At 51.3% G+C, this 24,094-nt stretch carries 24 protein-coding genes; 21 read left to right on the top strand and 3 right to left on the bottom strand.

All coding sequences use genetic code 11. The features are described 5' to 3' along the window. Window positions 1-583 precede the first annotated feature (583 nt). From A8F97_RS11835 to A8F97_RS11775, 13 genes are all read left to right on the top strand, one after another. Window positions 584-2,563 (top strand): glycosyl hydrolase family 28 protein, encoded by a 1,980-nt coding sequence (locus tag A8F97_RS11835; protein ID WP_015729949.1) that lies wholly within the window; start codon window positions 584-586, stop codon window positions 2,561-2,563. A 51-nt stretch (window positions 2,564-2,614) separates the two neighbouring features. Beyond that, the gene (gene gspC, locus A8F97_RS11830) at window positions 2,615-3,472 is read left to right on the top strand and encodes a type II secretion system protein GspC (protein ID WP_025919195.1); all 858 of its coding nucleotides are present in this window, start codon (window positions 2,615-2,617) and stop codon (window positions 3,470-3,472) included. A gap of 88 nt (window positions 3,473-3,560) precedes the next feature. Beyond that, window positions 3,561-5,513 carry a type II secretion system secretin GspD gene (gene gspD, locus A8F97_RS11825; RefSeq protein WP_025919196.1) on the top strand — a complete coding sequence of 651 codons (1,953 nt, stop codon included), beginning with the start codon at window positions 3,561-3,563 and terminating at the stop codon, window positions 5,511-5,513. After that, the gene (gene gspE, locus A8F97_RS11820; protein ID WP_014699077.1) at window positions 5,510-7,006 is read left to right on the top strand and encodes a type II secretion system ATPase GspE; all 1,497 of its coding nucleotides are present in this window, start codon (window positions 5,510-5,512) and stop codon (window positions 7,004-7,006) included. The genes gspD and gspE overlap by 4 nt, the downstream gene beginning before the upstream one ends. A 1-nt stretch (window position 7,007) precedes the next feature. Continuing rightward, entirely contained in the window at window positions 7,008-8,234 is a 1,227-nt protein-coding gene (gene gspF / locus A8F97_RS11815) for a type II secretion system inner membrane protein GspF (RefSeq protein WP_033071093.1), read from the top strand. A 32-nt stretch (window positions 8,235-8,266) separates the two neighbouring features. Further along, window positions 8,267-8,707: a type II secretion system major pseudopilin GspG gene (gene gspG / locus A8F97_RS11810; protein WP_005969985.1), complete on the top strand. Its 441-nt coding sequence runs from the start codon at window positions 8,267-8,269 to the stop codon at window positions 8,705-8,707. 99 nt (window positions 8,708-8,806) lie between these two features. Next, a complete protein-coding gene (gspH, locus tag A8F97_RS11805; protein WP_014699079.1) occupies window positions 8,807-9,373 on the top strand; it encodes a type II secretion system minor pseudopilin GspH in 567 nt (188 codons plus the stop codon). Then, complete coding sequence (gene gspI, locus A8F97_RS11800; protein ID WP_014699080.1) at window positions 9,370-9,735, top strand: type II secretion system minor pseudopilin GspI; 366 nt, start codon at window positions 9,370-9,372, stop codon at window positions 9,733-9,735. The genes gspH and gspI overlap by 4 nt, the downstream gene beginning before the upstream one ends. Window positions 9,736-9,785: 50 nt before the next feature. Beyond that, window positions 9,786-10,385 carry a type II secretion system minor pseudopilin GspJ gene (gene gspJ, locus A8F97_RS11795; protein ID WP_227001545.1) on the top strand — a complete coding sequence of 200 codons (600 nt, stop codon included), beginning with the start codon at window positions 9,786-9,788 and terminating at the stop codon, window positions 10,383-10,385. Further along, window positions 10,382-11,368 (top strand): type II secretion system minor pseudopilin GspK, encoded by a 987-nt coding sequence (gene gspK / locus A8F97_RS11790; protein WP_014699082.1) that lies wholly within the window; start codon window positions 10,382-10,384, stop codon window positions 11,366-11,368. The genes gspJ and gspK overlap by 4 nt, the downstream gene beginning before the upstream one ends. Further along, entirely contained in the window at window positions 11,365-12,642 is a 1,278-nt protein-coding gene (gene gspL / locus A8F97_RS11785) for a type II secretion system protein GspL (RefSeq protein WP_033071094.1), read from the top strand. Before gspK ends, gspL begins: the two co-directional genes overlap by 4 nt. Then, window positions 12,639-13,133, top strand: coding sequence for a type II secretion system protein GspM (gspM, locus tag A8F97_RS11780; protein ID WP_033071095.1), 495 nt, complete (start codon window positions 12,639-12,641; stop codon window positions 13,131-13,133). Before gspL ends, gspM begins: the two co-directional genes overlap by 4 nt. Window positions 13,134-13,196: 63 nt before the next feature. Further along, window positions 13,197-14,045, top strand: a complete 849-nt coding sequence (locus tag A8F97_RS11775; RefSeq protein ID WP_033071096.1) for a prepilin peptidase — start codon at window positions 13,197-13,199, stop codon at window positions 14,043-14,045. Between the two features lie 141 nt (window positions 14,046-14,186). Here A8F97_RS11775 and ypdK read toward each other — a convergent pair whose 3' ends face one another. Continuing rightward, entirely contained in the window at window positions 14,187-14,261 is a 75-nt protein-coding gene (gene ypdK, locus A8F97_RS23890; RefSeq protein ID WP_099606229.1) for a membrane protein YpdK, read from the bottom strand. A gap of 356 nt (window positions 14,262-14,617) precedes the next feature. Beyond that, window positions 14,618-15,643, bottom strand: coding sequence for an LLM class flavin-dependent oxidoreductase (locus A8F97_RS11770; protein WP_025919199.1), 1,026 nt, complete (start codon window positions 15,641-15,643; stop codon window positions 14,618-14,620). Between the two features lie 351 nt (window positions 15,644-15,994). Here A8F97_RS11770 and A8F97_RS11765 point away from each other — a divergent pair, with 351 nt between their 5' ends. The 6 genes from A8F97_RS11765 to A8F97_RS11740 all read left to right on the top strand — a co-directional run bounded on the left by A8F97_RS11765 (window position 15,995) and on the right by A8F97_RS11740 (window position 21,706). After that, on the top strand, window positions 15,995-17,059 hold the full coding sequence (locus tag A8F97_RS11765) for an ABC transporter substrate-binding protein (protein ID WP_033071097.1): 1,065 nt from the start codon (window positions 15,995-15,997) through the stop codon (window positions 17,057-17,059). Next, window positions 17,056-18,075, top strand: a complete 1,020-nt coding sequence (locus A8F97_RS11760; protein WP_015729956.1) for a FecCD family ABC transporter permease — start codon at window positions 17,056-17,058, stop codon at window positions 18,073-18,075. The genes A8F97_RS11765 and A8F97_RS11760 overlap by 4 nt, the downstream gene beginning before the upstream one ends. A 1-nt stretch (window position 18,076) precedes the next feature. Next, the gene (locus A8F97_RS11755; RefSeq protein ID WP_033071098.1) at window positions 18,077-18,847 is read left to right on the top strand and encodes an ABC transporter ATP-binding protein; all 771 of its coding nucleotides are present in this window, start codon (window positions 18,077-18,079) and stop codon (window positions 18,845-18,847) included. After that, window positions 18,844-19,578 (top strand): molybdate ABC transporter substrate-binding protein, encoded by a 735-nt coding sequence (locus A8F97_RS11750; RefSeq protein WP_014699090.1) that lies wholly within the window; start codon window positions 18,844-18,846, stop codon window positions 19,576-19,578. Before A8F97_RS11755 ends, A8F97_RS11750 begins: the two co-directional genes overlap by 4 nt. A gap of 119 nt (window positions 19,579-19,697) precedes the next feature. Continuing rightward, window positions 19,698-21,080, top strand: coding sequence for an ATP-dependent RNA helicase DbpA (dbpA, locus tag A8F97_RS11745; RefSeq protein WP_033071969.1), 1,383 nt, complete (start codon window positions 19,698-19,700; stop codon window positions 21,078-21,080). A 38-nt stretch (window positions 21,081-21,118) separates the two neighbouring features. Then, window positions 21,119-21,706, top strand: a complete 588-nt coding sequence (locus A8F97_RS11740; protein ID WP_015729959.1) for an alpha/beta hydrolase — start codon at window positions 21,119-21,121, stop codon at window positions 21,704-21,706. Between the two features lie 91 nt (window positions 21,707-21,797). On the opposite strand, the gene A8F97_RS11735 is transcribed toward A8F97_RS11740, so the two are convergent. Further along, window positions 21,798-22,328, bottom strand: coding sequence for a hypothetical protein (locus A8F97_RS11735; RefSeq protein ID WP_014699093.1), 531 nt, complete (start codon window positions 22,326-22,328; stop codon window positions 21,798-21,800). 525 nt (window positions 22,329-22,853) lie between these two features. On the opposite strand from A8F97_RS11735, the gene A8F97_RS11730 reads away from it, so the two are divergent. Together A8F97_RS11730 and A8F97_RS11725 are read left to right on the top strand one after the other, a co-directional pair. Beyond that, window positions 22,854-23,120 carry a hypothetical protein gene (locus A8F97_RS11730; protein ID WP_014699094.1) on the top strand — a complete coding sequence of 89 codons (267 nt, stop codon included), beginning with the start codon at window positions 22,854-22,856 and terminating at the stop codon, window positions 23,118-23,120. A 128-nt stretch (window positions 23,121-23,248) separates the two neighbouring features. Further along, window positions 23,249-24,010, top strand: coding sequence for a hypothetical protein (locus tag A8F97_RS11725; protein ID WP_033071970.1), 762 nt, complete (start codon window positions 23,249-23,251; stop codon window positions 24,008-24,010). Window positions 24,011-24,094 lie beyond the last annotated feature (84 nt).

Below are 24,094 nucleotides of genomic sequence, written 5' to 3'. Positions count from 1 at the left end.
ATAATAATCACAGACGGAATCTTGATGCGGGTCGCAAAAAGAACGTGTAAATTTGCTTTCATGAAATCGCGTTTTATTATTGTTGGTATAGTGTTTTTTGATTTTCGATAATCAGCAAATGTGAAGGGAAATAATAATTTAATTAACAGCGATGAGTGTTAATTGGTTGTAGTGCTATGTGGCTTTTTTCTACAGAGATTTCGCTGGTTTTTTATTGGCAAGGGCGCGATCAATCTGCTTCCGGCAGATTTGCCACCTGAATCACTTACCTGAGTAAGCTCATTGGGACGCCTTCACTTGCCGCTTGCCTGGAGTTCGAATTCTTTAGAGTATAAGAAAAATTTTAAAATATGTGATTAATATTGCAGGGTTTTCTGTGGATTTATTTTCTATATGTTTTTTTTAATGTTGAGGTAAAAGGGGAATGCTGGATCACCATTGAAGGGAATTATCTATTAGTACATTATTTTTATTGAAATAGTTATCTGTAATCCTTCAGCCCAATATCTATCATTCTGCAGTAATGAACCTGCTGTAGGGTGGGGTATATCGGGGAAATAATAGTAAAAATACAGGAAATGTTATGACTTCTGTTTTACTTCGTACCCGCCTTACGTTTTGCGCGACTTTAGTCCTGAGTGGCCTGATTGCCGGATGCAACGATAGCGACGCAACGCCGGATGTTGGTGTCGATCGTTCCGCTGCGCCACAGAATGTTAAAGTGCCGACGCTAGCCTATGATGATACCAGCGTGGTACTAGCCTGGGAAAAACCGACTAAACCTGCCGCAGACATTAAAGATTATCGTGTCTATATGAATGGAACCTTGTTGGGCGGAACCATTGATAACCAGAACGCGCATTCGCCAGCTAAGCCATATATCGATAATTTCTATAACTCGATCGATACCACCAACTGGCACGTCCGCGTCAGTTTCCATAATTTCAAGGTGGCTAACCTGTCGCCTGAAACTGAGTACCGTTTCACGGTGCGCGCGCTTTATGACGATGGCAAAGAATCTGTTGATAGTGAAGCGGTTGTGCAGAAAACGACTGCTACGCCAGCCTCACTGAACGTGACTAACTACGGTGCGAAAGGGGACGGGATAGCAAACGATACGCTGGCGATTCAGAAAGCGATTGATGACTGTACGCCAGCCGCGTATCCGAAAGGCTGTAAAGTCGTGGTTGAAGGTGGCACGTTTAAAACCGGAGCGCTGTTCCTGCATAGCGATATGACGTTTGAAGTTGCGAAAGGTGCTACGTTGCTAGGGTCGGCAAACGGTGACGATTACCCGCTCGCGCGTGGCTACTATCTCTACCCGTACAGTGCACCTAAATTGCCTAAGCGCCCACCCTCACTGATTAACGTATTGGAAGCGGACGATCAGGGTAGCAGTCATGCTGGCACCTTTAAAAATATTCGTATCGTCGGGCAGGGCACGATTGATGGTAATGGCTGGATGCGTGGCATTAAAGCCAGCGATAAAAACATTACTGAAATTGATGAATTAAAGAATGAGTTGCCGCTCTACCGTGCGAGCAAAGCGACTAATGTTGGCAGTGACGGTATTCTGGCAAAAGACCAAACGGCAAAAGCCGTTGCTGAAGGAATGCTACTGGATGAGGCGTATAAAAACCGCCGCTCCAGCCTGATGACCTTGCGCGGTGTGAGCAATATGTATCTGGAAGGGCTGACAATTCTGAATCCTGCATACCACGGTGTGATGGTACTGGAATCCGAAAATGTGGCGATGAATGCGCTGGTACACACGACGTATGATGCTAATAATGCGGATGGTATTGAATTCGGAAATAGCCAGAATGTCATGGTATTCAATAACTTTTTTGATACAGGAGATGACAGCGTAAACTTTGCCGCGGGGTATGGTGCCGAAGTGGTGACGCTGGGGCAAAAAGCGCAGAGCGGCGCTTGGATCTTCAATAACTACTTCCGTCGCGGGCATGGTGCGGTGGTCACGGGTAGCCATACTGGTGCCTGGATCGAGAAAATTGTTGCTGAAGATAACGTAATGAATAAGACGGATGTTGGCTTGCGCATGAAGAGTCGTCCCTATTATGGTGGCGGCTCGCGTGACGTGGTATTCCGTAATAACGCGATGCGTGATATTGTCAAGGAACCGTTCGTGTTCACTATCAAATATAAAGCGGACGTGAACGATACCCAGCCAGCGGCAGAACCCGCACAGTTCCGCGATGTGACCGTTTCCAACGTCACGGTTGATGGTTCAGCGAAGAAAAACAGCATCATGGTCGATGGGATGACCATCGCTGAGATGGCTGATGCGTATAAGTTCTCTTTTGGGCGTGATGCTTATCACCAAGGCCTGCATTTTGAGAATGTAAAATTCAAAAATGTAAAAGCCACTGATATCACGTTCCTGAAGAACAGTGAATTTAAGAATGTCGTTTTTGAGAATGTACCGGGAGCCTGGAATTTCGGCCATATTGAAAATATCGGGCTCAAAGACCGTGTAAATAATGATGCCGCGCTGACGACCCGCGATGATGAGACCATCAGCCGGGAAGCCGCAACGGAATAAGGCATTTTCCCCACGTCGCTGGGCGTGGGGAGTATTATGGATGATTACTCTATGGCACGATTGCAAGCTTTCAAAGAACCGTCTTTTAATTCGTTGGTTGCCACTCTTCGGTCACTGCCAACTCCTCTGATTCGACGCATCGTGTTGGGGGTGATTTTGCTGCTGATTTGTCAGCAGTTGGCCGTACTGGCTTGGCATTTTCTCCTGCCTGAAGACTCACGCGTTGTTGGCGTGTCTGTTACGCCTGCCCAGGCGAAAGAAAAGCCCGCTACGCTTGGCGATTTTACCTTATTCGGCCATGCCCCCGATGCGCCTGTGGTTAACGATGCTGCGTTATCCGGTGATATCCCGCTGACATCGTTAAATATCAGTCTGACTGGGGTGCTGGCGAGTGGAGACGCCAAACGTTCGATTGCCATTATCGCTAAAGATAGTCAGCAATACAGTCGCAACGTCGGCGATGCCATTCCCGGCTATGAAGCCAAAATTGTGACTATCTCTGCCGATCGTGTCGTGCTCCAGTATCAGGGGCGATATGAGGCGCTGAATTTGTATCAGGAAGAACACGCTGCTGATGCGCTGCCGTCTCCTGGTGCTTTTAGTCAGGTGAAGGGCGAGATACAAAAAGATCCCTTTACGGCGCAGGATTACCTCACCATTTCCCCCGTCACGGAAGAAGAAGTACTGAAAGGATATCAGTTAAACCCCGGCAAAAACCCCGATCTTTTCTACCGCGCAGGCTTGCAGGATAACGATCTCGCTGTGTCATTAAACGGCATGGATTTACGCGATACGGATCAGGCACAGCAGGCGATGGCGCAACTGGCAGGGATGAGCAAATTTAATTTGACCGTCGAGCGTGATGGTCAACAGCAAGATATATATCTGGCACTGGATGGAGACCACTAATTTGTTTAGCAAGGGACAGGGATTTTTTAAGCGTCAGGTTTTTTCGAAATATAAAAACCAATGGCTTGGTCATGTACGCCGCAAGAGCATGTTATTGCTTGGCGGGAGTGTTTTGCTGATGGCGTCATCGTTAGCGTGGAGCGCTGAGTTCTCCGCCAGCTTCAAAGGTACGGATATTCAGGAGTTTATCAATACCGTCAGTAAGAATCTGAATAAGACCGTTATTATCGATCCGTCGGTCAGCGGAACGATTACCGTTCGCAGCTATGACATGATGAACGAAGAGCAGTATTACCAGTTCTTCCTTAGCGTGTTGGATGTCTACGGATTTACTGTTATTCCTATGGATAACAATGTATTGAAGATTATTCGCTCAAAAGATGCGAAATCGACATCTATGCCGCTGGCGAGCGATGAGCAGCCGGGTATCGGCGATGAAGTCGTTACGCGCGTCGTGCCAGTTAACAATGTAGCGGCACGCGATTTGGCACCGCTGCTGCGCCAGTTGAACGACAACGCGGGTGCCGGGAGTGTGGTGCATTACGAACCCTCGAACGTGTTGCTGATGACTGGGCGCGCGGGTGTCATCAAGCGGCTGATGACGATCGTCGAACGGGTTGATCAGACGGGCGATCGGAATGTCACCAGTATCCCACTGTCTTACGCGTCCTCGACGGAAGTGGTGAAGATGGTGAACGAACTGAACAAGATGGATGAGAAATCTGCCTTGCCGGGGATGTTGACCGCGAATGTGGTGGCCGACGAACGAACCAACTCCGTGCTGGTACGTGGCGAACCGAATTCACGCCAGCGCGTTATCGATATGGTCAAGCAGCTCGATCGCCAGCAGGCGGTGCAGGGCAATACTAAAGTCATCTATCTCAAATACGCCAAGGCCGCCGATTTGGTCGAAGTGCTTACGGGCGTAGGTGACAGTATCCAAACTGATCAACAGAATGCGTTGCCCGCGCTGCGTAAAGACATTTCGATTAAGGCGCATGAGCAAACCAACTCGCTGATTGTGAATGCCGCGCCTGACATTATGCGCGATCTGGAACAGGTGATTGCACAGTTGGATATCCGTCGTCCGCAGGTATTAGTCGAAGCGATCATCGCGGAAGTACAAGATGCCGATGGGATGAATCTGGGCGTGCAGTGGGCTAATAAAAATGCCGGGACGACGCAATTCACGAATACCGGGTTACCGATCACGACCATGATGGCGGGAGCGGACCAGTTTCGGCGTAATGGGACGCTTAGCACGGCAGCGACGAGTGCACTTGGCAGTTTCAACGGGATTGCCGCCGGTTTCTATCAGGGGAACTGGAGCATGCTGATGACGGCGCTGTCCAGCAACAGTAAGAACGATATTCTGGCAACCCCGAGCATTGTAACGCTGGACAATATGGAAGCGACGTTTAACGTCGGCCAGGAAGTGCCTGTATTAGCGGGTTCGCAAACGACATCCGGCGACAACGTTTTCCAAACGGTGGAACGTAAAACGGTCGGTATCAAACTGAAGGTGAAACCCCAAATCAACGAAGGCGACTCCGTTCTACTGGAAATCGAGCAGGAAGTCTCCAGCGTAGCAGATGCCGCCTCCAGCAGCAGTGCTGAACTGGGCGCAACATTCAATACGCGCACTGTTAATAACGCAGTGTTGGTCAGCAGTGGCGAAACCGTTGTGGTGGGGGGGTTGTTGGATAAAAGTACGCGTGAGTCTGCCAGTAAAGTCCCCCTATTGGGGGATATTCCGATTCTGGGGCACTTGTTCCGATCCAACAGTCAGGAAACGTCAAAGCGTAATCTGATGCTGTTTATCCGTCCTTCCATTATCCGCGATCGTAGCGAATACCAGAGCGCCTCTGCCAGTAAGTATCGCTCATTCAACAATGAAGAAGAGAAGCAGCGAAATGTGAGTAACGGTGAGGGAGGGCTGCTGGATAACGACTTGCTGCGCTTACCTGAGGGGGGGAACGCCCATACGTTCCGTCAGGTTCAGTCCTCTATCGTGGCATTTTACCCGGCAGGCGGGAAATGAGCGACGTTGCCTCTTCGATTATAGAATTACGTCCCATATTGCCTTTCGCGTATGCGCGATCGCAGCAAATTCTGCTGTTGCAGGGGGATAATGATGCAAGCCTTCAGACGATCTGTGTTGCGCAGACGCCAGCGGCAGCGCTGTTAGAGGCGCGTCGGGTTGCAGGCTGCCCGCTCAGGATTGAGCGGGTGACGGAAGACGAGTTTGAACGACAGTTAGTCATTAGCTATCAGCGCGATTCGGAAGAAGCGCGCCGTCTGATGGAGGACATCGGTAATGAGATGGACTTCTATACGTTGGTGGAAGAACTGCCAGATAGTGATGATTTGCTCGATGCCGATGATGACGCGCCGATTATCCGCCTCATCAATGCCATGTTAACCGAAGCGATTAAGAATAAGGCGTCGGATATTCATATCGAAACCTATGAGCGTTATTTGCTGATCCGTTTCCGGGTTGACGGCGTATTGCGTGAGATTTTGCGTCCACAGCGTAAGCTGGCTTCGCTGCTGGTGTCGCGTATCAAAGTCATGGCAAAGCTGGATATTGCGGAAAAGCGTATCCCGCAGGATGGGCGCATGGCGCTGAGGGTGGGAGGACGGGCGGTTGACGTGCGTGTCTCCACTCTGCCGTCGAATTACGGTGAGCGTGTCGTGCTGCGTTTGCTGGATAAAAACAGCGTTAAGCTCGATCTTGAATTGCTGGGTATGTCGGAACGCAATCGACAACTGCTGGACAGCCTGATCCATCGCCCACACGGTATTATTCTCGTCACCGGCCCGACGGGGTCGGGGAAAAGTACCACGCTTTATGCCGCGCTTAGCCGCCTGAATGCTTCGGAACGTAACATCATGACGGTGGAAGATCCCATCGAATATGAGCTGGAAGGCATCGGGCAAACGCAGGTCAATACCAAAGTGGACATGACGTTTGCCCGTGGGCTGCGTGCCATTTTGCGTCAGGATCCGGACGTGGTGCTGGTAGGGGAGGTTCGCGATGGTGAAACCGCGCAGATTGCCGTGCAGGCATCGCTGACTGGCCACCTTGTACTCTCCACATTGCATACCAATAGTGCGCTGGGCGCGCTGTCTCGTTTGCAGGATATGGGTGTAGAACCTTTCCTGCTATCAACCTCTTTGTTGGGCGTACTCGCACAGCGTCTGGTTAGAACGTTATGTTCTGACTGTAGTCAGCCGCAGCCTGTCGATCCGGTTCAGGCGAAACAGATGGGGATCGCGCCGGATACGCTGCTGCACAACCCCGTTGGCTGCCCGCAGTGTAGCTTCACCGGCTACCGCGGACGTATCGGCATTCATGAGCTGGTGTTGATCAATGACGATGTCCGCACGGCGATCCACCGTAGTGAGGGGGAAATGGCGATTGCGCAGATTTTGGGGGAGAGCCGAACGACAATCCGTCAGGACGGGTTGGAGAAGGTACTGGCGGGGCTCACAACCTGGGAAGAAGTGATCCGCGTAACCAAAGAGGAATGATATGGCACAGTACCAATATCAAGCGCTGGATGCGCAGGGGAAAAAATGCCGTGGCAGTCAGGAGGCGGACTCCGCCAGACAGGCGCGCCAGCTATTGCGGGAACGTGGACTGGTGCCGTTGTCGGTTGATGAAAGCCGAGGCGACCAGCAGAAAACCCGTTCTACGGGATTCTCCCTACGCCGAAAAATTCGTATTAGTACCTCAGATTTAGCGCTGTTGACGCGCCAGTTAGCCACGCTGGTGGCGGCATCGCTGCCGCTGGAAGAAGCGCTGGATGCGGTGGCGAAGCAGAGTGAAAAGCCGCATCTGAGCCAGTTGATGGCGGCGGTACGCAGCAAGGTGATGGAAGGCCACTCGTTGGCCGATGCCATGAAGTGTTTTCCCAGTAGCTTTGAACGGCTGTATTGCGCAATGGTCGCAGCAGGCGAGACGTCCGGTCACCTTGATGCCGTGTTGAATCGGCTGGCGGACTACACCGAGCAGCGACAACAGATGCGTAGCCGCATACAGCAGGCAATGATCTACCCCTGTGTGTTAACCGTGGTCGCGATTGCGGTGGTCAGTATTTTGCTGTCCGTCGTGGTGCCGAAGGTCGTCGAGCAATTTATTCACATGAAGCAGGCGTTGCCACTTTCTACCCGAGTTTTGATGGGGATGAGCGATGCCGTGCGCACGTTTGGGCCGTGGTTTCTATTGGCATTGCTGGCTGGATTTATGGCGCTGCGGGTGATGCTGCGGCAGGAAAAGCGGCGCGTTAATTTTCATCGACACCTGCTGCATTTACCGTTGCTTGGGCGTATCGCTCGCGGCTTGAATACAGCACGCTACGCGCGGACGCTCAGCATTCTCAACGCCAGTGCCGTGCCGCTGTTACAGGCGATGCGCATTAGTGGTGATGTAATGAGCAATGATTACGCCCGCCATCGGCTCTCGATGGCAACGGATGCGGTGCGAGAGGGCGTCAGTCTGCACAAGGCGCTGGAACAGACGGCGCTCTTTCCCCCGATGATGCGCCATATGATTGCCAGCGGTGAGCGCAGCGGCGAGTTGGACAGCATGCTGGAACGGGCAGCGGATAATCAGGATCGTGAATTCAGTTCGCAGATGACGCTGGCGCTGGGGTTATTTGAACCTCTGCTGGTGGTCAGCATGGCGGCAGTGGTGTTGTTTATCGTATTGGCGATTTTACAACCGATTCTGCAACTGAATACGTTAATGAGTTCGTAAGAGAACCAACAATTGAACAAGGAAAAGTAAGGATGCAACAGTATCAACGTGGTCATAGTCAGCGTGGTTTTACCCTGTTGGAAATTATGGTGGTGATTGTCATTCTCGGCGTGCTGGCGAGTTTGGTGGTGCCCAATCTGATGGGGAATAAAGAAAAGGCGGATCGACAAAAAGCCGTCAGCGATATTGTCTCTCTGGAAAGCGCACTCGATATGTACAAGCTGGATAACAACCGTTATCCGTCCACAGAGCAGGGGCTGAAAGCGTTGGTGACGAAGCCGACGGTACAACCGGAACCGCGTAACTACCCGGCCGATGGCTATATTCGCCGCCTGCCGCAGGATCCGTGGGGTACAGACTACCAACTGTTAAACCCGGGTCAGCACGGCAAGTTAGATATCTTCTCCTTGGGGCCAGATGGTATGCCGGGAACGGAAGATGATATCGGCAACTGGAATCTTGATAAAAAATAAAGGTATGCGACGGCACGCCTGTATTTATAGAAGATTGCTGCCGACGATGGTTGTCGGCAATCGCTAGCGATGACGGCGGAAGAGGACGGCAGAAGCGTAATGAAGCGGTCAATGAGGAAACAGCAGGGTTTTACCCTGCTGGAAATGATGCTGGTTGTATTGTTGGCTGGTATCGCAGCTAGCATGGTGGTCATGGCGTTTCCTCCCGAGCGCCAGAATGATAGCGCCTGGCAGTTGACCCGTTTTCAGGCGCAGTTGGAATTTGCCGCTGAAAGCAGTCAGGTTAATGAATATATGCTGGGTGTTCGCATCTATCCCGATCGCTGGCAGTTTTATCAACTCCAGCGCCCTGCTGCAGCGGAAGGCGTACCTGTGCCGAGTAGCGATCGCTGGCAGGGTTATAAGTGGCAACCGTGGCAACCGTATCGAGTGAAGGCATCGGCGACGTTGCCCGATGCGTTACGGCTTGAGCTATTGCAGGCCGATGGGAGAAAAGTGGATAAAACACAGAGCGGTGACGACCCCGATATCCTGATTTTGCCCGGTGGTGAAATCACGCCTTTCCGTCTGGCCTTTAAGTCTGAAAACAAAGCGCTCTCAAATTGGCTTCAGGTCGATGCCAACGGACGGTTTGTGACGTCGATGAGTCAGGGTAAGAAACGATGAGACGGCAGAAAGGGATGACGCTGGTGGAAGTGTTGGTTGCGCTGAGCGTTTTTGCTCTGGCGGGCATTGCCGTTTTGCAAACGACAGCCAGACAAGCAAGCAGCCTGAGCCGACTGGAAGAGAAAACATTTGCTGGCTGGGTGGCTGAAAACCAGCAGGTTCAACTGCGACTGGAACAGCGCTGGCCGGAAGCGTCGTGGGTGAAAGGGGAAACGAAATTTGCTGGCGTGCGTTGGCATTGGCGCTGGCAGGGCATAGAAACTGGCGACCCCCAGACTAAAGCGCTGGATGTGGAAGTGCGGCGTAATAAAGATGCCTTTGCCGCCGATGCCTCGCTACGCACCTATGTGGTGAAGCCATAATGTTTAGTAAAACAAGGATGTGTAATCAAACCAGAAGAATGCGAGAGACCGTGCGGCACAGGCACCAGCAGGGTTTTACGCTGTTGGAAATGATTCTGTCGATCGCTATTTTTGCGGCGCTGAGTCTCAGCGCGTTTCAGGTGCTGAACGGTGTGATGCGCAACGATGAAATCTCGCAGCGTAAGGCTGAGCGTCTGGCTGAAATACAGCGCGCTTTTTCACAAATGGACAGCGATTTTTCCCAGATGATCGCACGTGGTAGTCGGGGGAGCACCTCGATATTTTATGCGGGTCGCGATCGGCTAAAAAGTGATGACTGGGGCGCAAGCTTTATGCGCAATGGTTGGCAGAACCCGTTTGGCATTCTGCCGCGTTCTGAACTGCAGCCTGTGGCCTATCGACTGCGGGAGCATACTCTGGAACGGCTAACGCACTCGGTTCCCGATCCTATTGAAGGGCTTGAGCCTGGTGTAAAACCGCTTCTCACGCAGGTTGATGGTTTCCGCCTACGTTTTTTCAGCAATAAAACTTGGCGCGACCACTGGGATAACAGTACGCAATTGCCACAAGGGATTGAAGTGGTACTGACCTTAAGGGATTACGGAGAAATGTCGCGTATGTTTTTGATTACCACCGGGCCAGTTAAATGAAGTCGCGTCAGCGCGGCGTTGCGCTGTTAGTGGTGCTCTTGATTCTGGCATTAATGGTAACGATAGCTGCGGTGATTACGGAACGCACCGGTAAAGCGTTTTTGCGTACCGAAAATCATTTAAGCCGCCAGCAGGCGAAATGGTTTGCGTTAGGGGCGGAAACGCTAAGCGGGCAGATATTGCTGCGCGATACCCGAAATATGCCTGGTCGCACGTTTGTCGGGCAAAACTGGTCGCAGCCAAGCCAGCGTTTTCCCGTGGACGGTGGGGATGTCATTGGTCAGATTAGTGATGCGCGTACCTGCTTTAATCTGAATGCGATCAATCAAGGCGTGGATAACGAAAGTACGCTGGTGAAGACACCTTATCCGGCACAGGTTTTCCGTTTTCTATTGAAAAATCTCGGTGAGGAAGCGGATCGTGCAGAGAAAATCACCGCCGCAGTGCGTGACTGGATTGATGCTGATAACTATCCATCGGCGAACGGTGCAGAAGACGAGGTCTATGCCACGCTGCCTGTGCCTTATCGTACCGCTAACCAAAGAATGAGTGAAATCAGCGAATTACGGGCAGTTTACGGCATGGATAGCGATCTCTATCGCCGGTTATTGCCCTATGTCTGTGCGCTGCCAGTGGATGCGATGTCCATTAATATCAATACACTAACGGAGTCTGATGCGCCGCTGTTATCTGCCGTTTTCTTGAATGAAATGACGATGTCGCAGGCAAAAGCACTGGTGCAGCAACGTCCTCGGATGGGGTGGGCAAGTCTGGAGGTCCTACAGCAAACCGGATTATTGCCTCCGAATAGTAAAAATACCGCGCAGCGGGTGCTGGCAGTGAAAAGTGAATGGTTCTTTGTAAAGCTTCAGGTGCGTGTTGGCGACACTGATTTTCACCAACGTAGCTTGCTTCATCTGAGTGGACAAAAAGTAGAGGTTGTGCAGCGGCAATATGGAGGATATAGGACGGTGAATCCATGAAATTAGCGGGAAAATGGAAGAAAAAAGCCGCGAAAGTCCCATTAAATCGAGGTTCGGTGGTTCGACATCCGTGCCTCATTGTGCGTCTTCCGGTAGAGGAACAGGGCGAAATCGAATGGCAGGTCCGTTCACCCAATGGGGAGAATTTACTAAGTCAGGGGCGTGGTAGCGTAGAGCAGGTTCGTCCCGCGTTAGCGGCTTACCCGTCTGTGACGTTTACTCGCGTCCTGGTTCCGGCCACTGACGTGACCTTTTATGCCCTGACGCTACCCCGACAGGCGCGGCGTCAGTTGACGCAAGTCGTGCCATTTATGCTGGAAGATCAACTGGCTACGGATATTGAAAAGTTGCATTTTGCCGTGCTGGAAATTCATGGCGATGACGGTACGATCGCAGTGGTGGAGAAAAGGCGAATGCAGCAGTGGCTGGCGCAGTGTGATGCGTTGGGTCTCCACGTTGATGCTCTATTGCCTGATGCTCGCGTATTGCCAAAACATTTGGATGGGTGGAGCGCGTTGGAACATGATGGCATGTGGCTGTTCCGTCAGCCTACGGGCCATGCCATGGCGGCAGAATCGTCTTGGTGTGGCGACCTGCTGAAGGCATCTATGCCGTTGCCTGCGATATACAGCTATAGCGCTGCATCGGTCGGTGGTGAGCTGTCACAGTACGAATGGCAGGAAGAGGGCGAGTGGAAAGCGCAGCCGGAAACGGATCTCTTCACACTGGCAGCAACAACGTCCCTATCTGCCTCGGTTGATTTGCGGCAAGGCGATTATGCGGCGGAGAAAGCGTGGCAAAACACTCTGCGGCCGTGGCGTAGCGTTGGAATCGCTTTTGCCTGCTACCTTCTGCTGGTCGTGGCGGATGCGGGTTGGGCGCACTATCAGCTTTATCAACAGGCTGAGCATTGGCGGCAGGAGAGCGTGCGTGTCTATCGGCAAATTTTCCCTTCCGAGACGAATGTCGTTAACCCGCGAGCACAGATGCAGCAGCATCTGCAACGTACCGCGGCCGGGGGCGCAGGGAAGGGGCTACTGGAGCAATTGAACCCTTTGCAACAACTCATGACGCAAAATAGCGCGATCAAAATTCAGTCTCTGTCTTACGACGGTTCTGCTGGTGAATTCCGGTTGGCGTTGCAGGGTTCGTCTTATCAGGAGTTAGAGCAGTTTCAGCAGCAGGCGGCTACCTATTATCAGGTGCAGGCAGGAGAGATGCGGCAGGAAAACGATCGGGTTGAAGGCCGGTTAACATTAAGGAGCCAGCAATGAATGAATTACGACAGCGCTGGCAGGCGATGAGCCCACGCGAGCGTCAGCTTATGGTCGTGTGCGCGGCGGTGCTTCTGCTCTGTCTGGTGTATTACGCTATCCTCCAGCCTTGGCTGGAGCGGGAAGAACTGTGGGAACGTACAATTTCCCGTGAGCAACAGACTGTCAACTGGATGCAGAAACAGGCCCCATCGATTCCGCAGGGAAATCAGGCGCAGGGGGAAAATAGTCAGAGGGAAGCCAGTCTGCCTATTTTGATTTCGCAAAGTACCCAGCGTTATGGACTGACCGTTGCACGCTTGCAGCCGCAGGGCAATCAGGCGTCGGTGACGCTCGCTCAGAGCGATTTCAATAGTCTGCTGCGTTGGCTTAGCGAGTTGGAACAGCAAAACGGCGTGCGAGTTGTGTCGCTGGATGTGAATGCCGTCGAGCAAAGTCCGGGGATGGTGGATGTCACCCGGTTGATGTTAGAACGGGCGGATGAAGGCTAAGTCAGGTATTAAAGAATGAAACGCTCACCTACGCCGCTTCTTTATCAATAATCAGGGACTAACGTGGACGATTTGAGGGAATTTGCACTGGTTTTTCCAGCATGGTGGTTCTGTACGCTAGGCGTGTTGGGGCTGATTATTGGTAGTTTTCTGAATGTCGTGATTTATCGCCTGCCAATTATGCTGGAACGACATTGGCTGCAGGACACTGATATTCAGGCGGGAATAACGGATTCCAATTGTGATAGTACGCGCTATAACCTGTGGTGGCCGCCTTCGGCTTGTCCACATTGCCAGCACGCTATTGCGGTGAAAGATAACATCCCGCTGTTCAGTTGGTTGTGGCTACGCGGTCGCTCCCGCTGCTGTCATCAACCTGTGTCTGTGCAATATCCGCTGGTGGAGGCTATCACCCTGCTGGTTTTTCTAACGGCGGGTTTGCTATGGACGCCCGGTATGGCGCTGTGTGGAGCGTTGATTCTGCTGTCTTTCCTGTTGGTATTGACCGTTATTGATATAAAAACGCTGCTGCTGCCGGATGTACTTACGCTATCGCTCTTATGGGTGGGGTTATTGTTTAATCTGTCGGAAACGTTTGTCCCATTGGGCGATGCGGTGGTAGGTGCAATGGCTGGTTATTTGTCACTGTGGCTACTCTACTGGGTATTTAAATATGCCACAGGCAAAGAGGCGCTAGGGTACGGTGATTTTAAGTTACTGGCTGCGCTGGGTGCCTGGCTAGGCTGGCGGGCATTGCCGAATCTCGTCTTGGTGGCGGCGTTGAGCGGGTTGGTTGTGACTCTGGTCTGGCGTGGATTGCGCAAAGAAGAGACGAACAAACCGCTGGCTTTTGGCCCCTGGCTGGCAATCGGCGGTGTGTTCAGTGTAATAATGAACGGCGTCAATTTGTAGATAATGGCACAGACATGGCTACATCATTATTCGACGGCGGATTAAGGGTATAAAAATAGGCTGAGGGTATAAATACCATCAGCCTTTTTTATCTCTGTGTGTGCCCTTCAGCGAATACATCTTTGCCGGGCAAATGACAGGTTATTCTACCATCAGCATAAAGGTACTCACCCAAACGACTAAGCAGAATGAGATACCCATAAAAAAATACTTCACCGATTTATTCTCCAGCAGAAACCACGCCAGCAACGATCCCGATTGTGCGTTTTATTATGGAAGGAAGTAATTACGCTGTTGGTTATATCACCGAAGGGTAATCTTTTCCGTTGTCATCACCAGAATCACACTAGTTATGACGGGATCGGCGCTAAATTTACGCCGAGTGAGGGGGGGAATTCAAGAGGTCCAGACACTATATTTTCAAAATAGCATTAAAAAGCGTTGCGTCGTTTCAGCGGTAGAAAAAACCGGGGGAATTACGGTAAAAATCGTACCTTATTCCCCTGATTCTTGGCGGCGTTAACGGCTCGTGTGACGGTATGGTTACGAGCCCATCATTATAGGTGATGAGGCTAATCTCTCCACCCCATCGCAGGCGCGACATGCTTCAGAATTGCCTCGATAACATGCGCATTGTAATCAACACCGAGTTGATTCGGCACAGTCAGCAATATTGTATCTGCTTCGGCAATTGCTTCATCCTGTTTTAACTGTTGGATGAGTGCTTCTGGTTCGGCAGCATAACTGCGTCCGAAAATCGCGCGCGTTTTCTCATCGAGAAAACCGACTTTATCGCTATCGTTACTGCTTCCGCCGAAATAGGCACGATCGCGCTGATCCATCAGTGCAAAAATACTACGGCTGACGGAGACGCGAGGTGTGCGTGTATGTCCGGCTTCAGCCCAGGCTGCCCGGTATGCGCGAATTTGCTGTGCTTGTTGAATATGAAAAGGTTCGCCGGTTTCATCATCCTTCAGCGTAGAGCTTTGCAAATTCATTCCCAGTTTTGCTGCCCATACTGCCGTGGCATTCGAGCCAGCACCCCACCAGATTCGTTCGCGTAACCCTTCAGAATAGGGTTCCAGACGCAACAGGCCCGGTGGATTCGGGAACATGGGCTGCGGATTCGGTTTTGCAAACCCTTCTCCACGCAGCACATCCAGCAGTGCCTCGGTATGATGCCGTGCCATATCGGCTTCAGACTGACCTTCTGTAGGCTGATAACCAAAATAGCGCCAGCCATCGATCACCTGCTCAGGGGAACCCCGGCTGATGCCGAGCTGTAAGCGTCCCCCAGATATCAAATCGGCGGCACTGGCGTTTTCAGCCATATACAGTGGGTTTTCGTAGCGCATGTCGATGACGCCAGTACCAATTTCAATACTGCGGGTTTTCGCGCCAATCGCCGACAGCAGTGGAAAAGGTGAGCCCAGTTGGCGGGCAAAATGATGCACCCTGAAATAAGCGCCATCAGCGCCCAACTCTTCTGCAGCGACAGCAAGATCGATGGATTGCAGTAATGCATCTGCTGCTGAACGTGTGCCGGACTGCTGCGATGGTGTCCAGTGGCCAAATGATAAAAAGCCAATCTTCTTCATAGGGTATTTATCCTTATATTCAGACAAATATTTAGCACGTTCGCCCTGCACAGCAAGGTGCTACAAATTCAGTAATGGGAACACTTTACGCGATTAATAGTGAGAATAAATATCATTTTTTTAACGTAATAATTCAGTTTATCTGACCAAGCGTTAGCAGAATAAATAATCCTTTTGGGAGATGATTTCTGACGTTGCTCGTGTAAATAGCGCCTTTGTTATTTAGGGAATTATGCGCCCCTGTTTATCTACCCCAAAATTGGTATCTAAATATTATTATGAGTGAGATCAGTATTTTCTTTTTCCTTATCGCTGTATCATTTTATACATAACGAAAACTAGGATACGAACATGATAAAGAAATTTGGCTACACGCTGTGGTTTACCGGGCTGTTTTTGGTGTTTTCCAACGCCTGGGCGGCGCGTCAGGTCACCGATCAACTGGGGCGCGATGTGACGATCCCAGACCATGTTAATCGTGTGGTGGTGTTGCAGCACCAAACACTAAATTTGTTGGTGCAGTTGGATGCGCAGGAGAGCGTCGTTGGGGTGCTGTCCAGTTGGAAGAAACAGTTGGGTGAGCATTATTTGCGCTTGGCACCGCGTCTAGCGGATCTACCGATGCCGGGAGACCTCACGCAGGTCAATATTGAAAGTTTGCTGAAGCTGTCGCCGCAGGTGGTTTTTGTAGCTAACTATGCACCGCCGGAAATGATTTCACAGATTGAGCGGACGGGGATCTCTGTTGTGGCGATCTCGTTACGTCAGGATCAACCGGGAGAAGCCGACAAGATCAATCCTACGATGGGTGATGAAAACACTGCGTATAACGAAGGGCTCAAGGCAGGAATTCGGCTGATTGGTGAAGTGGTTGAACGTCAAAAACAGGCGGAAGCGCTGATTGACTATACCTTTACGCAGCGGCAGAACGTTAGCGCACGGTTGGAGCCTATCCCAGAGGAAAAGCGAATCCGCGTGTATATGGCCAACCCAGATCTGACAACCTACGGTTCAGGAAAATATACCGGCCTGATGATGTCGCATGCAGGAGCGTTGAACGTGGCTGCAGCCTCGATAAAAGGCTTCAAACAGGTATCGATTGAAAATGTACTGGCCTGGAACCCACAGGTGATTTTTGTGCAGGATCGCTACCCGGATGTTGTGAAGCAGATCGTCAACGATCCCGCCTGGCAGGCGATTGATGCGGTGAAACAGCATCGCGTGTATCTGATGCCGGAATACGCCAAAGCCTGGGGTTATCCGATGCCGGAAGCGTTAGCGATTGGCGAATTGTGGATGGCGAAAAAGCTGTATCCCGAACGCTTCGCTGATATCGATATGCAAAAAGCTGCTGATGAGTATTACCAGCGCTTCTATCGCATGGATTACCGTGCAGAAGCCTCTGCGGCGCAATGAGTTATCGCACCTACCGGATCACACTGCTGACGGTGGTGGTGTCCACGTTGTTGATTGCCGTTTGCTCGCTGGGGATAGGGCGTTTTAGCTTATCCCCGTGGCGCATCATCCAGATCCTTATCGAACCACTGTCTGATGGCAATCCTTTACTTGGTGATATCGAGCGGCAGGTGGTGTGGAGTGTACGCTTACCCCGCGTGCTATTGGCCTGGTGTGCAGGTGCGGCACTGGCGCTGAGTGGGGCCACGCTGCAGGGCGTTTTTCGTAATCCGCTGGTGGATCCGCATATTATCGGCGTTTCCGCTGGTGCCGCCTTCGGCGGCACGCTGGCAATTTTATTAAGCTGGACGCCGCTGCTTTTGCTGCTGTCTGCGTTTACGTTCGGCATGTTGGCGCTCCTGCTGATTTTCATGATGGCCGCCGTATTCGGTAAGCAGAACGTACTGATCCTGATTCTGGCAGGTGTCATCCTCAGTGGCTTCTTTGGGGCGCTGGTCAGCTTGATGCAATATCTGGCAGATACCGAAGAGAAGCTACCGAGTATTGTGTTCTGGCTGCTGGGTAGTTTTGCCACCGCACACTGGAACTCGCTGATGACGCTGGCGGTGCCATTAGCGCTTGCGGGGGGATTGCTGCTGCGGCTGCGCTGGCACGTAAACGTGTTGTCGATGGGAGAGCAGGACGCACGTGCGCTGGGTGTCGCCGTACAACCCTTGCGCTGGCTGATTTTGAGTCTGTGTGCCGCCATCGTGGCTGCTCAGGTGGCGGTCAGTGGCAGCATCGGTTGGATAGGGCTGGTGATCCCCCATATCGCACGTAGGTTGGTGGGGGCAGATCACCGTCGCCTGCTGCCGGTGTCGCTGTGGCTTGGAGGGGGTTTTATGGTGCTGGTAGACGATCTGGCGCGCAATCTCAGCGAAGCTGAAATTCCATTGGGGATTCTGACGGCGCTACTCGGTGCACCACTTTTTGCTGTGCTGCTGTATAAAACACAGCGACAGGCTGGAGGGCGCTAGCATGTCTCTCATCAGGTTGTCGACAGAAGAGCTTGTGTATGGCTACCAACAGGGACGGGGCTTTTTTTCACCGTTGAACCTGTGCTGTAGGGAAGGTGAGGTGACGGCAATTCTGGGAGCGAATGGTAGAGGGAAAACCACGCTTCTGAATACCTTACTGGGCCACTTATCGCCGCTCTCTGGGACGATCCAGCGCGAAGGACGTATTGGTTTTGTGCCACAGATATTTACTCCACCGTTTTCCTATAGCGTTCTGGATATGGTACTGATGGGGCGTGCGGCGCGTGTTCGGCTGTTTGCGATGCCCTCCGCCCATGATATCCGCGTGGCTCAGAACGCGCTGACCCTGCTGGGTATCGCCTCGCTTGCCGAGTATGAATTTAGCACGTTGTCCGGTGGACAGCGACAGCTCGTGTTAATCGCGCGGGCATTGGCGTCGGAGTGTCAGACGCTGATTCTGGATGAGCCGATGGCGGCGCTTGATGTTCAAAATCAGGCGCAGGTGCTGCGGCTATTGGCGGATCTGGCTAGAACGCAGCATCTAAGTATCCTGCTGACTACGCACGACCCTTCCCACGCATTAGCCATTGCAGAGCAGGCGCTGCTCCTGATGGATAATCAGCATTATCTTTATGGTCGCTGTGATGAGGTTTTGACGGAGGCCAATTTGTCGCGTTTGTACGGCATCCCGATACGGCAGGTTTGTGTGGAAATCGCACCGCAGCCGTATCGCGCGTTGATACCGATATTAACCATGACGGAGCGTCCGTGACCAACCCTCTGCACCTGTATGCGGCTGGCAGCCTGCGCCTCGCGTTTGCGCCTTTGCTGACGACATTCAGTGAACGTTACGCGGTGGAGGTGATACCGACTTTCGGCCCCGCGGGACTACTGAGTGAAAAGGTGCTGCACGGTGACGCGGCGGATATTTTTGCATCGGCAAACTGTGCGCACCCTTTACGCTTGAAGGCACTGGGACTGGCGGAGGAAACCTCCGTGTTTACGCGCAACCATCTTTGTATCGTCATGCGTAATGTGCCTGAACTCACCACGCAATCCTGGCTGATGGCGCTGCTTGACCCACGCTTTGTGCTTTCTACCTCAACGCCCGGCAGTGATCCCGGCGGGGATTATGCTCTTCAACTCTTTGATCGCATCGAACGTCTGCATCGTGGATGGGGAAATCAACTGCGGGACAAGGCGAAACCGTTGGTAGGCGGGGGGCTAGACCATGCCATTCCAGCCGGTATGACGGCGGGCAGTTACCTGATCCGTAACGGACAGAGTGATATGCACATTGGCTATGCCAGCTATCTGCCGTTGCTGCTCAACCAACCGGATCTGCACGTGGTTCATTTACCCGATCCCTATCGTATTGATGCCGAGTACATGTTGGCCATCATGAAGCCGGTTCGACGTGAGGCACGACTGTTGGCGAACTACCTTTTATCACCCGAAGGTCAGGGCTTTTTGGTGAATAAAGGATTCGCCTCGCTGTTTTAATAGCCTAACGGGAGGTAAATCGGCCAACGATGGCGAACTCTGCTATGATTGCGGCATATCTGCGCCGCTCTTTGACTCGGCGTCACCTTCGTTATCTCGTCCTTGGTAGAGTAATCACTGTGAGTACAACCTCTTTTTCTTCCCTCGCGCTGCCAGCAGAGCAGTTATCCAATCTTAATGAACTGGGCTATACCGACATGACGCCAGTCCAGGCGGCGACGTTGCCCGCTGTTCTGAGTGGCGCGGACGTGCGGGCCAAGGCGAAAACCGGTAGCGGCAAAACGGCGGCATTTGGCATTGGGCTACTGGATCGTATTGTCGTGAGCGACTTTACGACACAGGCGTTGGTGCTGTGCCCGACGCGTGAACTGGCCGATCAGGTGAGCAAAGAGCTGCGTCGTCTGGCGCGTTTTGCACAAAACATTAAGATTCTGACACTGTGCGGCGGTCAGCCGATGGGGCAGCAGCTCGATTCACTGGTTCACGCACCGCATATTGTTGTTGGGACGCCGGGACGTATTCAGGATCATTTACGCAAGCGATCACTGTCCTTGGATAGCCTGAAAGTGCTGGTGTTGGATGAAGCGGATCGCATGCTGGACATGGGTTTTACTGACGCCATTGATGATGTCATTTCCTATACGCCGTCCGATCGTCAAACGTTACTATTTTCTGCTACCTATCCCGAAGAGATCGAACAGATCAGCGCACGCGTTCAGCGCCAGCCGCAGCGTTTCGAGATTGCAGATAACGTCGAAGAGTCAGCTATTGAGCAACGTTTCTACGAGACGACGAAAGAGCAACGCCTGCCGCTGTTGATTGCCATTCTGAGCCATTATCAACCAGCCTCCTGCGTGGTGTTCTGCAACACGAAGCGTGATTGCCAGAGCGTATTTGACGCACTAGACATGCGTGGAATTAGCGTCTCGGCGCTGCATGGCGATCTGGAACAGCGCGACCGCGATCAGGTTCTGGTACGCTTTGCTAATCGTAGCTGTCGTGTGCTGGTCGCAACCGATGTTGCGGCTCGCGGTCTCGATATCAAGGAGCTGGCGCTGGTGGTGAATTTTGAGCTGGCTTTCGATCCTGAAGTTCACGTACACCGCATTGGCAGAACAGGCCGCGCGGGTACGCAGGGGCTGGCTGTAAGCCTGTGTACGCCACAGGAAATGAATCGCGCTAATCTGATTGAAGATTATCTCGGTATGCGAATTAAATGGACATCGGCGGATGAAATTAGCCGCAGTGGTGAGGTCGCGCTCGAACCTGAGATGATGACGCTATGCATCGATGGTGGCAGAAAAGCCAAAATCCGTCCCGGCGATATCCTCGGCGCGTTAACGGGTGATGCGGGATTAACGGCAGCGGAAGTTGGGAAGATTGATATGTTCCCTCTGCATGCTTATGTGGCTATCCGTAAAGACAGCGCTAAACGTGCGCTGCAGCAGTTCCAGAAAGGTAAAATCAAAGGGAAAAGTTGTAAGGCCAGATTGTTAAAGTAGCCCGTGTCTGATAGATCAGACAGGAGTGTTAAGGGCGGATGCAGACAACAGAAATCGATCGGCGGCTGACGGAAGTGGGCCAGCAGCTAACGATGGTGCTGGTGCCGGGATTGCGAGACAGCGATCATGAACACTGGCAAAGCCATTGGGAGCGGCGTTTTCCTGACTGGCACCGTGTACGTCAGCGGGAATGGTATCAGGCCGATCTGGATCGATGGGTGTTGGCGATCCGCCGTGAGCTCAGCGTCTGTACACAGCCTGTGATTCTGATCGGTCACAGCTTTGGCGCACTGGCTTCCTGCCATATTGTGCAACAGGGTCAGGAAGGGATCGCGGGTGTGATACTGGTGGCTCCTGCCGAGCCCCTGCGTTTTGAAATCGACGATCGCATTCAGGCTGCACCGCTGTCGGTTCCGGCGTTGACATTTGCCAGCCATAACGATCCGTTAATGCGTTTTACTCGCGCCCAATACTGGGCGCAGGCGTGGGACAGTGAACTGATTGATGTGGGCGATGCAGGGCATATTAATGCAGAAGCGGGGTTTGGTCCCTGGGAATATGGCCTGACAAGATTAGCTGAGTTTGCGCAAGCACTCATTGCTAATCGACCGGTTGCTATCAAGTAGCTATCTTATAGTATTAAGGTAACGTTATATTTTTCTTTAATGCCAAGGCAATGTGTTTATTTGTCTTGGCATCTCGTTGTTACTAAGACCGTTATTCTTGATCGCCTGAACCGTGCAGCATTTCCTGAATTTGCTGATAAACTTCGGCTGCAGACAAATTGCTGTATGACGTTTTACTCTCAAAATGTAATACCTGTTCGCCATCAGAACCATGAAGTGCACCCATGAGTGCCAAGTCTTCTTGTGTGATGCGCTGTCCTGTAAAGGCATCAAACATTTCAGAATTACCATCTGGGTATTTAACCACTGAAATGAGCTTACCGTTGTATAAAGGAATACTGGTCATCGCCAGAGAGTATTCAGTAGCGGCTTTCTGCTGTGCCTTAATCTGTTCGGGTTGTGAGGTATCTTTCTCTTCAGTGGCACGTTTCTTTTGAGACGACAGCGTAACTTTCGTACTTTCGTTCGAACTTGGCATATTTTGAGAGTCGGAGTTTGCTGATGTGTCGGTTTTATTCCCCGGGCTGATAGCGGCGACAACCGTTGGATTGGCAGCAGCACCAATAGGAGGCATGGTGGCCGGGGTTGTTGTACTCACGATTTGAATATCTGGAATCACCACAGTATAACTCCTTCTTATATCTATTTAATGCTGGTAATGGGGTTTACCAGTGAGTTACTTCAGTGTGTTAAAACCACATACAGTAATGCCACCATTGTTGAGATTCGTGCCACCAACACCAGCAGGTTAATTATCTTCCTTGGAAGAGGCACCAATCTGCTGAGTATAATTTCCTATTCTTCAACACGATGACGCTAATGAAATGGTTCAGTCAGAACACGGTTAATATAAAACGGTATTTATACCAAACACTATTTATGAAAAATGCAATTGCATTAAAAAACACCCTATCAGAAAAGATATCGGCTGTTTTTTATGCTTCATTAATACCCAAAAGATATAAGATTTAACTTTTTGATTACCAATCATGCGATTCTATGTGACTAAATCTTTCCATTTTTAAAAAATTTAAAACTATCATGGTATTAACATCATCCTGCGATAGCGCTTGCAGCGGATGTGCTCTACAAGCGCAGGTGAACGCGATACACTGTTTTCCTGGTCTTTTCCCTGTTAAGAAGCGTTATGTCTAGCATTAAACTCACGGTTAACTATTTGTATCGGCAATCCGGTGAAACGCGAGAAGCATCACAGGCGACAGCGCGTGTTTTTGTCGGTGATGAGCTTATCGCTACTGAGGTGATTACCGGTATGACGGAAAGCCCGGTTAATAAATATTTGCATCACTCGAAGCCAGAGGCGCAGCCTGTACGTGTCGAATGGGATTGCCAGGGAACAACAGCTATGACGGTTTCTGAGGTGGAAATCTGCCCCTGCTGCCACCATGATTAGATTGATGCGCTGAAACTGTTCGTCATTTTTGAACGACGGTGCTTCATGACTGACACACTAAATAACGTGAGTTACGGAAAAACCAACGCACATGCGGCTAAAGTATGGCGGGTAAACAAGGTGAATGTATGAGATTAGCAGTATCAGCCTTAATAGCCTGTGGACTGTGGACGGCAACATGGGAAGTGCATGCCGGTTGGTATGTCGTGAGCAATTACGAAGGCTATATTGGGCCTTATCCGGTGCATTTTTCATTGCAGAAATACAGTATTGACCAAGATAAGAACCTTTTGGGAAGCTACTTTTACGATAAATACCGGGCACCGATCCCTCTGTATGGGCGGATCTCAGAAACGTCGCTTGAGATCTGTGAAATTCATACTCCTCAGGATTATGATAAATATATCGTTCAGGGCGTTAAGTCTGACATGGATATGACACATTGCCCGTTTAAATTAACGGAAGTAGGGGAAGAACTTCATGGCGAGTGGTCAAATGGGAAAGCACGTTATGATGTTAGCTTACGGCGTGTCTCATCCTTTGATGATAGTGAGCCGCACGCAAAGGTAGAAGGGCAGGTCGATATTCCTTTCTGGGGACAAACGGCGACTCACAGCTTCGTTGGAGTGTACCAAAACAGTGATGCAGGCATGGTTGTTGAGGGGATCAAGGCTATTAATAAGAAAAGCGGGAATGTCGATCAGCTTCTTAAGCCTGATTTTCAGCAATGCCAGTTTGGCTTCTTCATGACTCCAGTTTATATGAATATTGAGAATGGTGTGGATAACCGCAGTATCACGCTGAACTGTTATTCCCACGGCGGTGGCGATATTCTACTGGAGTATCGTTTTGATGCTGAAAGCCAGCGTTATAAGGTGAGTGACGAGTAAAGATCCTGACGTGTCAAGTTTGATTCTCTCTATATTCATCATACTTCGAATGACATGTACATTGGTGGGGAAATTCGTTTTCGA

It is taken from the genome of Pectobacterium parmentieri (assembly GCF_001742145.1).
Classification (GTDB): Bacteria; Pseudomonadota; Gammaproteobacteria; order Enterobacterales; family Enterobacteriaceae; genus Pectobacterium; species Pectobacterium parmentieri.
Note: the sequence above shows the minus strand (reverse complement) of the source record. Positions and strands in the feature narration are given on the sequence as shown.

Coding starts and splice junctions, on each gene's coding strand:
- A8F97_RS11835 (WP_015729949.1), top strand. CDS start 584: ATGACTTCTGTTTTACTTCGTACCCGCCTTACGTTTTGCGCGACTTTA.
- gspC (WP_025919195.1), top strand. CDS start 2,615: ATGGCACGATTGCAAGCTTTCAAAGAACCGTCTTTTAATTCGTTGGTT.
- gspD (WP_025919196.1), top strand. CDS start 3,561: ATGTTATTGCTTGGCGGGAGTGTTTTGCTGATGGCGTCATCGTTAGCG.
- gspE (WP_014699077.1), top strand. CDS start 5,510: ATGAGCGACGTTGCCTCTTCGATTATAGAATTACGTCCCATATTGCCT.
- gspF (WP_033071093.1), top strand. CDS start 7,008: ATGGCACAGTACCAATATCAAGCGCTGGATGCGCAGGGGAAAAAATGC.
- gspG (WP_005969985.1), top strand. CDS start 8,267: ATGCAACAGTATCAACGTGGTCATAGTCAGCGTGGTTTTACCCTGTTG.
- gspH (WP_014699079.1), top strand. CDS start 8,807: ATGAAGCGGTCAATGAGGAAACAGCAGGGTTTTACCCTGCTGGAAATG.
- gspI (WP_014699080.1), top strand. CDS start 9,370: ATGAGACGGCAGAAAGGGATGACGCTGGTGGAAGTGTTGGTTGCGCTG.
- gspK (WP_014699082.1), top strand. CDS start 10,382: ATGAAGTCGCGTCAGCGCGGCGTTGCGCTGTTAGTGGTGCTCTTGATT.
- gspL (WP_033071094.1), top strand. CDS start 11,365: ATGAAATTAGCGGGAAAATGGAAGAAAAAAGCCGCGAAAGTCCCATTA.
- gspM (WP_033071095.1), top strand. CDS start 12,639: ATGAATGAATTACGACAGCGCTGGCAGGCGATGAGCCCACGCGAGCGT.
- A8F97_RS11770 (WP_025919199.1), bottom strand. CDS start 15,643: ATGAAGAAGATTGGCTTTTTATCATTTGGCCACTGGACACCATCGCAG.
- A8F97_RS11765 (WP_033071097.1), top strand. CDS start 15,995: ATGATAAAGAAATTTGGCTACACGCTGTGGTTTACCGGGCTGTTTTTG.
- A8F97_RS11760 (WP_015729956.1), top strand. CDS start 17,056: ATGAGTTATCGCACCTACCGGATCACACTGCTGACGGTGGTGGTGTCC.
- A8F97_RS11755 (WP_033071098.1), top strand. CDS start 18,077: ATGTCTCTCATCAGGTTGTCGACAGAAGAGCTTGTGTATGGCTACCAA.
- A8F97_RS11740 (WP_015729959.1), top strand. CDS start 21,119: ATGCAGACAACAGAAATCGATCGGCGGCTGACGGAAGTGGGCCAGCAG.
- A8F97_RS11730 (WP_014699094.1), top strand. CDS start 22,854: ATGTCTAGCATTAAACTCACGGTTAACTATTTGTATCGGCAATCCGGT.
- A8F97_RS11725 (WP_033071970.1), top strand. CDS start 23,249: ATGAGATTAGCAGTATCAGCCTTAATAGCCTGTGGACTGTGGACGGCA.